General features: G+C 43.2%; 10 protein-coding genes and 1 riboswitch. Of the genes, 5 read left to right on the plus strand and 5 right to left on the minus strand.

Going from position 1 to position 9,861, the window contains the following annotated elements:
• Positions 1–73: 73 nt before the first annotated feature.
• Together ACIQ0C_RS19340 and ACIQ0C_RS19345 are read right to left on the minus strand one after the other, a co-directional pair.
• Entirely contained in the window at positions 74–529 is a 456-nt protein-coding gene (locus tag ACIQ0C_RS19340) for a GNAT family N-acetyltransferase (RefSeq protein WP_402837171.1), read from the minus strand.
• 17 nt (positions 530–546) lie between these two features.
• Positions 547–1,563 carry a nitronate monooxygenase gene (locus tag ACIQ0C_RS19345; RefSeq protein WP_403062871.1) on the minus strand — a complete coding sequence of 339 codons (1,017 nt, stop codon included), beginning with the start codon at positions 1,561–1,563 and terminating at the stop codon, positions 547–549.
• Between the two features lie 141 nt (positions 1,564–1,704).
• On the opposite strand from ACIQ0C_RS19345, the gene trhO reads away from it, so the two are divergent.
• The gene (trhO, locus tag ACIQ0C_RS19350) at positions 1,705–2,670 is read left to right on the plus strand and encodes an oxygen-dependent tRNA uridine(34) hydroxylase TrhO (RefSeq protein WP_402836720.1); all 966 of its coding nucleotides are present in this window, start codon (positions 1,705–1,707) and stop codon (positions 2,668–2,670) included.
• 572 nt (positions 2,671–3,242) lie between these two features.
• On the opposite strand, the gene ACIQ0C_RS19355 is transcribed toward trhO, so the two are convergent.
• The gene (locus ACIQ0C_RS19355) at positions 3,243–3,875 is read right to left on the minus strand and encodes a superoxide dismutase family protein (protein ID WP_403062874.1); all 633 of its coding nucleotides are present in this window, start codon (positions 3,873–3,875) and stop codon (positions 3,243–3,245) included.
• Between the two features lie 171 nt (positions 3,876–4,046).
• Positions 4,047–5,354: a CitMHS family transporter gene (locus ACIQ0C_RS19360; protein WP_403062877.1), complete on the minus strand. Its 1,308-nt coding sequence runs from the start codon at positions 5,352–5,354 to the stop codon at positions 4,047–4,049.
• Between the two features lie 201 nt (positions 5,355–5,555).
• Here ACIQ0C_RS19360 and ACIQ0C_RS19365 point away from each other — a divergent pair, with 201 nt between their 5' ends.
• Complete coding sequence (locus ACIQ0C_RS19365) at positions 5,556–6,767, plus strand: MFS transporter (RefSeq protein WP_402836726.1); 1,212 nt, start codon at positions 5,556–5,558, stop codon at positions 6,765–6,767.
• A gap of 49 nt (positions 6,768–6,816) precedes the next feature.
• Positions 6,817–6,993, plus strand: a complete 177-nt coding sequence (locus ACIQ0C_RS19370) for a hypothetical protein (protein WP_403062880.1) — start codon at positions 6,817–6,819, stop codon at positions 6,991–6,993.
• Between the two features lie 18 nt (positions 6,994–7,011).
• Positions 7,012–7,102: riboswitch (cyclic di-GMP riboswitch) on the plus strand.
• 221 nt (positions 7,103–7,323) lie between these two features.
• Here ACIQ0C_RS19370 and ACIQ0C_RS19375 read toward each other — a convergent pair.
• The gene (locus ACIQ0C_RS19375) at positions 7,324–7,506 is read right to left on the minus strand and encodes a hypothetical protein (RefSeq protein WP_403062883.1); all 183 of its coding nucleotides are present in this window, start codon (positions 7,504–7,506) and stop codon (positions 7,324–7,326) included.
• Positions 7,507–8,059: 553 nt separating this feature from the next.
• Here ACIQ0C_RS19375 and ACIQ0C_RS19380 point away from each other — a divergent pair.
• Both ACIQ0C_RS19380 and ACIQ0C_RS19385 read left to right on the plus strand, forming a co-directional pair.
• On the plus strand, positions 8,060–9,517 hold the full coding sequence (locus ACIQ0C_RS19380) for a SulP family inorganic anion transporter (protein WP_403062886.1): 1,458 nt from the start codon (positions 8,060–8,062) through the stop codon (positions 9,515–9,517).
• Positions 9,518–9,602: 85 nt separating this feature from the next.
• Complete coding sequence (locus ACIQ0C_RS19385) at positions 9,603–9,749, plus strand: hypothetical protein (protein ID WP_402836732.1); 147 nt, start codon at positions 9,603–9,605, stop codon at positions 9,747–9,749.
• Positions 9,750–9,861: the final 112 nt, after the last annotated feature.

The following is a 9,861-nucleotide window of genomic DNA, read 5'->3' on the forward strand; positions in this document are numbered from 1 at the left end:
TTCATTCCCCCTAAGCAATGCGACGCGCACTTTTGTCTGTTAAGCTTTTCCTTCAAACTTGGATGATCATTGCTTAGTCTAAACTTTGTGACAAGCGAATCATATCCTGGCACTTAATCCCATTTTCATAAATGGCCTCGGAATAGTTTCTATTAAAAAAATCCCGATCGACCCCAGTTATTCTAAATCCGCACTTTTGATAAAGGGCAAGTTGCCCTATCCCCGAATTTCCCGTTCCGATTTCAATCGTTTTATATCCCTGTTCCCTTGCATGGCCTATCGCGTGTTCAATCAATTGCCTGCCGATACCTCTTCCATGGTACTGTTCATCGACCGCGATGTTCATTATCTCTATCAGTTCCGGGCCTTTTTGCAGTAAAACACAGACGCCGATCATTCGCTTATCACTCACGGCAACAAAGGACGTTCCGTTCCCCAAGTATTCCTCGACCAATTCCGTTGAAGGATCTGCCAAAAGCAATAAATGCATCGGGGGTGGCTCATCCAAGAATAATTTTCTAATTTCCATCAGCATTCAAATCCTTCTCAGTTTAGTTCTTCTACAAGCAGTTCAACCAATTCCGATGCAGGAAGTTCCCTGCTCAACTTATATCCCTTTCCTGCCCACAAAGCCATCAATTCAGGATTGTTCTTTTGTCCGGCCGCTTTTCGCATTTGTTTTGTCATGTGATGGACATAAGGATAGGCGACCGGTGCAACACTATCATATTCCGTTAAAAAGTGATTCACCAACCCGCGTGCCCTCCGGCCGCTGAAGGCTCGGGTAACAGAAGTCTTAGTAAATCGGGGATTTCCCAGCGCCGCCTTATGGACCGGACTTGCCCCGCTTTCGGGACAGCGAAGGAAAGCCGTTCCCAATTGCGCCGATGTTGCTCCCGCTTCGAGCACAGCCGCGATATCCTTTCCATACATCAGTCCGCCCGCCGCAATGATCGGTAAGTTCAGCTCAGCTTTTATCATCCGAATCAATACTAAAAGACCGTAATCATCTTCTGTGCGGTTATCAAAGCTGGCCCGGTGACCCCCTGCTTCAATCCCCTGAACACATAGAACGTCGGCGCCTGCTCCCGCCGCCTTTTTTGCTTCCTGAAGGTTGGTTACTGTCACGGCTATAAGGGAACCGACATCTTGGAGCTCCCTTATTACATCTTCCGTTGGACATCCAAACGTAAAACTGACGATTGCGACCGCAGCCTCCTTCAATACATGTAGTTTATTCCCCCAATCATCGTCATCACTATCAGCCTTTCCAATCTCAGCCCCAACGCTCTCGGCCTCTTTTTCAATCTTTTCACGATAGGCAGATAATATATTTTCATCCACGACCTCGTTGCCTGGCACAAATACATTCACGCCAAAAGGGCGCTCAGTCAAATGGCGGGTCTGCTCTATCTCGTCCTTCAGCTCTTCGGCAGTCTTATAGCCAGCTGCAAGAAAGCCTAACCCTCCTGCATTGGATACTGAAGCCGCAAGTTTAGGAGTGGAAGCTCCTCCTGCCATAGGTGCTTGGATGATTGGATATCTCATTAACTCTTTCAACATTCCATACAACTCCTTTTGATTTTCCTTCATGCCCTTATCATTTTTACGTTTTCTTGGTATAATGATTATCTGTAAGAGAAAAGTGTCTAAATGATCACCCTTTATATCTTGCAAATATAAAACATAGGTGGTAAAGAAAAAATGGAAACAAAACCATATAGAGTATTACTTTATTATTTGTATGTACCAATCGAGAATCATGAAGAATTCGCAGCCGAACATCTTGCGGCATGTAAAGCCCTTGAATTGAAAGGCCGTATCTTGGTGGCTTCAGAAGGTATCAACGGAACAGTTTCAGGTACGATCGAACAAACCGACAAATATATGGACATGATGAAAAGCGATCCCCGCTTTGCCGATATCGTGTTTAAAATAGATGAAGCTGACGGCCATGCTTTCAAAAAAATGCATGTTCGTCCACGCAATGAACTTGTAACGCTTCGCTTGGAAGAAGACATCAACCCGAACCGTACGACAGGCAAATACTTGAGCCCGAAGGAGTTCTTCGAGCAAATGCAAGATGAAAATACCGTCGTCCTTGATGCCAGAAATGACTATGAATTTGATTTAGGACATTTCAGGGGCGCAATCAAGCCGGAAATCACGAATTTCCGTGAACTTCCTGAATGGGTCCGGGAAAATAAACAAATGTTCGAAGGCAAAAAAATCCTAACGTATTGCACCGGCGGTATCCGCTGTGAGAAATTCTCCGGCTGGCTTGTCGAAGAAGGCTTTGAAGATGTAAGCCAGCTGCATGGCGGCATCGCAACATACGGGAAGGACCCCGAAGTCCAAGGTGAGCTATGGGATGGCCAAATGTATGTTTTCGATGAAAGGATTGCTGTACCTATCAACCAAAAGGAACATGTCATTGTCGGACGCGATATTTATTCCGGTGAACCTTGTGAACGCTATGTCAATTGCGCTAACCCTGAATGCAACAAGAAAATCCTTTGCAGCGAAGAGAACGAACACAAACATATGCGCAGCTGTACTCATGAATGCCGAGTACATCCGCGTAACCGCTATGTAGTCGAGCATAACCTTTCTGAAGAAGAAGTGGCTAAGAGATTACAACTAATCGAAGAAACCATTACGGCAAAATGATTTTAGCAAACCCGAATCAGTGGACAAGATCCCTATTCGGGTTTTTTATCGATTCAAACCAAATCTTATTTCCCTATATTAAATCTATGCCTTGGACTTCATCCCACTGCAAGAATTAACTATGATCTTTTAATACCATCTGCTTCTACTGCAATATTACTTACATTCTTACTTCTATATCACAATAGAAAAAACCTTCTTAAATCGTAAAAAGAAATAAAATCATTAGCGGTCAGCAGGTTTACCTTCAATGAAAAGAGCGATTCCTCTTTAGAAGAATCGCTCCAACTTACAGTTCCTAAAATAACGTTACAGTTGTTTTCAGAAATCCGCTCCCTTTCCGCCGACTGTCTGCCAAGCCTAATCAAAGCATGCACCTGTGGGGTCTCGGCTAGCCAGTTTATCGGCAGAAGTGTCTCAAATTTCTTCAAACTAGTTATGGTTTCATAAAACAGTAAAAACCAAATAGTTTATCCTGATATTATAATCAATGTTCGGGATAGGCCATTCTTACCCCCTTTTGCCGACATACTGAAGCGATTCCTCTTTAAAGGAATCGCTCTTAATTCATGTTATTTTGCCTCTGCACTTACAACAATCCCGCAAACTTGTCTATCACCTGCATCACCAGTTTTCAAAGTATCTGCATCCGGTCCTTTTTCTCCATTGGCTTCATAACGGTCAGGAATATTGGCAAAGTTGTCTGGATTCGCATGGACGATTACAGCCAGCTCCTCTTTCTTCAGTTGGTCTATTGTCATGTTATCCAATGTTGCCGAATATTTGGCTGTCCCATCTTCTTTTACATATAAAGGAGGCATATCCCCTGCATGTTTGGAGTGCGTTTCATCAGTTGGATTGAAGTGTCCTCCCGCTGTAGTGAAAGGGCCATCCTTGGCATCCGCCTCACATACTGCGTTTTCGTGAACATGGAATCCATGATAGCCTGGCTCAAGGCCTTCCAAAGCGGTCTCGATCACTACAGAATTCTCTTCAGAGGTAAAGTTCACCGTTCCAAGTGTTTTTCCTTCTACATCTTTAACTTCCGCTTTCACCTGCGGATCGACCTCTGTATCTGTTCCTTGTCCCACTGCATTCAAGTCCTCGGCATTTTTGTCCGCCTGATTTGAATCATCCGCTGAATTGCATCCATACAGCAAAAAGGCAGCACACATTGGGAGCACAAGTTTTTGTTTATAGTTCATGATAAAATTCCCTCACTCTCTTTTATGTATCTTCCTCTTATTACTTTCCACTATTATGGAAGAATAAACAGAAAACGGGATAAATAGGAAAATAGATTACACTAGTGAGAGTGAGCACCTTACTAAATTCACAGACAAGGATTTACAATATAGCTTAAAGGGCTCACATTTTTACAAAGTGATGACCCCGAAAGCAATGGCTGCGATCGTCATGATGATGGTTGTCCCAAACGCCCATTTAAACAGGAATTTTTGGTGATCCCCAAAATCCACGCCTACAAGGCCAATCAATATGAATGTTGCAGGCACCAATGGCGATAATGGGAACCCTACGGTCGAATGACCTAATAAAGCCGCCCTTCCGATTTCTACAGGGGCAATGCCGAAGTTCGCTGCCGTTTCACTTATTATTGGTAGAATGCCAAAATAATAGGCATCAGGTGAAAAAATGAACCCCATCGGTATGCTCGTCAACGCTACCACCAGTGGCAAATGTGCACCGAGCCACTCCGGAATGACGGTTACGATTGAAGCAGCCATCGAGTCCATCATCTTTGTTTCTGTGAATACACCCGTAAAAATCCCGGCGGCGAAAATGAGTGTACAGATCATCACGAAACTATTGGCATGACTTAAAATCCTTTCCTGCTGTTCTGTTGGGTTAGGGAAGTTAACGAATAGTGCAATCGCAAAAGCGGAGGCAAATAAGATTTGGATCGGCAGCACTTCCATCACCAGCAAAACCATCAGTAAAATCGTCAAGAACCAATTAAACCAAAAAAGCCTGGATGTTCCTTTAGGTGCGGTTTCAACAGCTGCAGCCTGTTCGCCCATACCAGGTGGCATGTTCGTCTCCATGGAACTGACTCCTAATCTCTCCCTTTCCTTCTTGCCAAGTACATATGCCGAAAAAAGCGTCCATAAAAGACCGCAAATCATGACCGGAATGAGAGGAATGAATAACTCCGATACTTCAACCTGAAGGCTCGCTGCCGCCCTTACCAAAGGACCTCCCCATGGAATCATATTCATGACGCCAGCGGCCAAACCAACGACACAGGCCAATACGAGCCTGTTCATCCCTAATTTGATATAAAGCGGCAACATGGCCGAAACAGTGATCATGAATGTGGAAGAACCGTCTCCGTCCAAACCTACCAACATGGTTATAATGGCGGTTGCCATGACAACCTTTAGCGGATCTCCTTTTACAAAACTCAGTATTTTAGCGATCATGGGCTCGAATAACCCGACGTCAATCATTAAACCAAAATACAGAATAGCAAAAACGATCATGACTGCGGTCGGTGTCACCTTTAAAATACCCGCAACCATCATATCTCCCATTTCCGAGGCAAACCCACCAATCAAACCAAAAGCTATCGCCGTGAAGATAAAAGCGACAACCACTGATAAACGCTTCGTGATGACCAAGACCAGAAACGTTAAAATCATGCAAAATCCTAAAATCGTCAACATGTTAAAACTCCTTTAATTGTAAAAATGAATACATTTTTCTTTATCTTACTTTTCTGAAAAATCAATATTTTCACATTATACCATTTGCACATTCATTAAAAAACCAGTTAAACAAATTCGTTTAATAAATTAGTTAAATTCTGTATACTATTATTTAGGAACCCGAAGTTTTTTTCGGAGGAAAGAAGTGTTGTATGTAAAATGAATGCTCACAAAATAGCAAAACGGAATCTTTTAATCATGTGGTTCGCCAATTTCTTCATAGGCGGGAGCATGACGATGGTTCTCCCATTCATATCTTTATACATTGGTACATTCGGAGATTATTCGACTCAATATATCCAGCATTGGTCCGGATGGACATTTGGAATCACTTTTGTGACTGCCTTTTTATTTTCTCCCATTTGGGGACGAATTGGTGACAGGTATGGCAGAAAGAAAATCTTGATTGCCTGTGCCTTTGGGATGGGTCTGTCCATTTTCCTGATGGGATTCGTTGAAAATGTTTGGCAGCTATTCGTCCTAAGGATGTTCACGGGAATATTCACTGGCTTCATTTCCATGTCCCAGGCCTTCATTTCAACGCAGACTCCCAAAGAAATTGCCGGACGTGTACTGGGAACCTTGCAAACGGGAAATATAACCGGATCCCTTTTCGGACCATTGCTTGGCGGCCTGCTCGCAGACACACTCGGCTATTCAACCGCCTTTAAATTCACCTCCATCACCATTTTCATCTCTGGACTTCTTGTTTTTGCAACCAAGGAGTACCGAATGGAGCGGCAGAAGGGAACGAAGTCGAGCTATACAAGCAGGGAGGTTCTCTCGCATATCTTTAGAAATCCCATCCTGGTGAATGTCATGCTCATCTCGACGCTCGTTCAAGTTGCCCACTTCAGCATCCAGCCCATTCTTTCTTTATACGTTGGTGAGCTGCATGGAACTTCCAACCTTGGTTTTTATTCAGGAATCGCCTTTTCTGCAGCAGGCCTGGGGAATTTATTGATGGCGCGTCACTGGGGCAAGATAGGTGATCGGCATGGACATGTGAAGATTCTTGTGCTGCTTCTTTTTCTGACAGCTCTTGTCTACTTGCCTGGTGCCTTCATCAATCATTTTTGGCAGCTTGTCTTTGTACGTTTCATACTGGGCATGGCAATAGGCGGCATCATCCCTGTAAGGATTGCCTACATTCGCCAAGAAGCGCCTGTCGCAATGCAGGGGGAAGTACTTGGGTACAATACGAGCCTGCGCTTTTTAGGCAATATCATCGGACCCGCAATGGGCGGAATGGTTGCTGGTTTCTACGGATTCTCCGCCGTTTTCATCACGACCAGCACGTTACTCCTAATAGCTGGACTTGTCCTCTATTTCGCGATGCACCGTAATCCGGAGTTGGCCAGATCACATTAATTACATTTTTGGCAAGAAAGCCTGCTTACATCTGGAAGCAGGCTTTCCCATGTTTATTTCTCATACAGCTGTAGTGCTGGATACTTCTGGAACTGGATTTCGTTTCGGTCGTATTCCGATACAGGCAGTGAGGCCAAAAATGAACAAGAAACCAGCTGCTTCACATGGTTTCCCAAGTTATAGCGTCAAAAGGGGAAGGTTGGCCGCAGCCATAAACACTTCATAACATCAAATTTTATGTTAAGATTATTTTAGGCAAATTTTATGAAAGTAAAAGACGCAAAGCCACGGGCCTAACACAACATCTTAGTTGTCATGGCAGCCGGGTTGCCAAGATTTTTCTTGAATGGATCACTTTATTATTAATTTCTTGCCCCTTTTTAATTTGCCTAAAATTAAAAATAGGAGGGTTATATATGTTTTTTCCTACCATTTATACAGCTACTACGGATGAGAGACACATAGTTAAAGATAAAAATACTTGTGCATGCGGCACAAGGTATAATGTATTCGCAATGTTGACCAGAAGCGACCTTCGAAAGATCAGGTTTAAGCATTATAAAGAAGTGACATGCCCTAAATGTAAATCCAGTATCATTGATAAGGAATAGCCTCTTGACACCGTGATGAGGGTTCCTACTCCAAGAACTTTGATAGAGCTGGCCTTTTCACCCTCACCACTTCCATGTATGTTGAAAAGGGAAGTTATTGTCCCGGTAACCATAGCCATCTTCCTCATGCCAAGTGACTCCTCTTCCAGTTTCAAAACTGCAATCCGGTATGGCCTGTAGATCAATCAATGTCGCATATTCGACCATTTTAGCTTTATCTTCAATTTCTCTTCAAACTTTTATCTAACTGTCCTTTACATCTTTTCCGGAATTTCACCATGGTGAATGGGAAAAGAATCAGGAAAATGCTAATGATCATCCCCTCTCAAAACGTTTGCCACAAATCCCCATGAAAATTCCAATTGAAATGATTCAACATCCAATGTTTCTTGGATTATAACGAATTTCAATAAATTTCTTGCAGTAGCCTTAAATGACTCTTAAGCAAAAGCAATTCAGAAAACCTTTGGAAATTTTTTAACCCTTTCTTGATGCCCATCGTCATTTCTTGAAAATTCCCCCTTTAGGCCTTTTACCTTCATTCGCCTATGATAAGAAATGAATAGCCCTCGATTTGTCGTTTATATTATCCATATAGATAGAAAGAAGGACTCATGCTATAATTTAGTGCGTTAAAAAAGAAATGAACACACATATATAAAAGAAAGAAGGAGTGTTTCATTGAATACATCTGCATACAAACAGGAATGGTTCGGCAACGTTAGAGGAGATGTTCTATCCGGAATTGTCGTTGCCTTGGCATTGATTCCTGAGGCGATTGCCTTTTCGATCATTGCCGGCGTTGACCCAATGGTTGGTCTATATGCCTCATTCTGCATTGCCATCGTCATCTCTTTGGTCGGCGGAAGGCCGGGAATGATATCGGCTGCCACTGGTGCAATGGCACTCGTCATGGTCGATCTTGTAAAAGATCATGGCTTGAACTATTTACTTGCTGCGACAATATTGACTGGTTTCCTGCAAATTTTGCTAGGGGTCTTAAAAATCGGTAAATTAATGAAGTTCATTCCGAAGCCGGTCATGACTGGTTTTGTGAATTCTTTAGCCATCTTGATTTTCACGGCACAGCTCACCCACTTCGTTGGCGAAACATGGATCATGTATGTCATGACAGCCGTTTCATTAGCTATCATTTATCTTTTTCCGCGAATCACGAAAGTCATACCTTCACCACTTGTCGCCATCATATTCATGACGATCGTTGCAGTTACCACGGGAGCTACGGTACGTACGGTTGGGGATATGGGGCAATTGACCGAAGCGCTCCCGATGTTCATGCTTCCAGACATCCCTTTGACTTTCGAAACTTTGGCGATCATTTTCCCTTATTCCATAGCCCTGGCGTTTGTAGGGCTGCTTGAATCGTTATTGACCGCTCAAATAGTCGATGAAATGACTGACACGGACAGTAATAAAAATAAGGAAGCCAAAGGCCAGGGAATTTCGAATATCATCGCCGGATGTTTCGGCGGCATGGCAGGATGCGCGATGATCGGCCAATCCGGCATCAACATCAAATCGGGTGGAAGGGGCCGGCTCTCCACTTTTGTAGCAGGCGCATTCCTTATGGTATTAATCGTGGTATTGAATGATGTCCTTATTAAAATACCGATGGCTGCACTTGTCGCAGTCATGATCATGGTTTCAATCGGGACCTTTGACTGGTCTTCCCTAAAGAGGCTCACTAAAGCTCCAAAGTCGGATGCAGCCGTGATGATCGTGACGGTCCTCATTGTCCTTTATACACATGACTTATCAAAAGGGGTATTTGCCGGAGTGCTCTTGAGCATGATTTTCTTCTCGGCTAAAATTTCTAAAGTGGCTGTGGAGAAAACGGAAGACATCCAGGCTAAGAAAACCACTTATCGTATCAGCGGGCAAATATTTTTCGCTTCTGTCCAGGACTTTGTTTCGAAGTTCGACTTCAAGGAGAAAGCGGATGCAATCGTCATCGACTTCTCCCGCTCCAAAATCTGGGATGCTTCAGCAGTCGGTGCTGTCGATACGGTTGTCCTTAAATATCAGCTTTTGGGAATACCAGTCCAAGTGGAAGGACTCGATGAAGAAAGTTCGTTATTGCTTGAAAAACTCGCCACCTCAGAAAGTAAAATATCTTGAAGAAGTAAAATTCTGCTGAATATAATCTTTTCAAACCGACAAAATAGATAACATGAATCATTTCCTTTTGAAAGGAGCGAAAAGCATGACACCCGAGCAGGATTATACGGCAGCAAATCTGTCACCGGATTTATTGAATGAACTGAAAAGCTTTGAAAGCAGACTTGGCGAGGAAGCCAATAAAGAATTGATTGTCATCGCCTATGAAAAAGAAAAGGAATCTTTGAATTAAACAAAAAAGACTCAAACTGAACTGCACCCCAATTGTTAGACACCATCTAACAATTGGAGGTGCTATTTTTTATGACAAAATATTCATTAGAGTTGAAATTAAAAGCTGTCCT

Origin of the sequence: Peribacillus sp. NPDC096448, assembly GCF_044762675.1 — a bacterium.
Classification (GTDB): Bacteria; Bacillota; Bacilli; order Bacillales; family DSM-1321; genus Peribacillus; species Peribacillus frigoritolerans_B.

Coding starts and splice junctions, on each gene's coding strand:
- ACIQ0C_RS19340 (WP_402837171.1), bottom strand. CDS start 529: ATGGAAATTAGAAAATTATTCTTGGATGAGCCACCCCCGATGCATTTA.
- ACIQ0C_RS19345 (WP_403062871.1), bottom strand. CDS start 1,563: ATGTTGAAAGAGTTAATGAGATATCCAATCATCCAAGCACCTATGGCA.
- trhO (WP_402836720.1), top strand. CDS start 1,705: ATGGAAACAAAACCATATAGAGTATTACTTTATTATTTGTATGTACCA.
- ACIQ0C_RS19355 (WP_403062874.1), bottom strand. CDS start 3,875: ATGAACTATAAACAAAAACTTGTGCTCCCAATGTGTGCTGCCTTTTTG.
- ACIQ0C_RS19360 (WP_403062877.1), bottom strand. CDS start 5,354: ATGTTGACGATTTTAGGATTTTGCATGATTTTAACGTTTCTGGTCTTG.
- ACIQ0C_RS19365 (WP_402836726.1), top strand. CDS start 5,556: ATGAATGCTCACAAAATAGCAAAACGGAATCTTTTAATCATGTGGTTC.
- ACIQ0C_RS19370 (WP_403062880.1), top strand. CDS start 6,817: ATGTTTATTTCTCATACAGCTGTAGTGCTGGATACTTCTGGAACTGGA.
- ACIQ0C_RS19375 (WP_403062883.1), bottom strand. CDS start 7,506: ATGAGGAAGATGGCTATGGTTACCGGGACAATAACTTCCCTTTTCAAC.
- ACIQ0C_RS19385 (WP_402836732.1), top strand. CDS start 9,603: ATGACACCCGAGCAGGATTATACGGCAGCAAATCTGTCACCGGATTTA.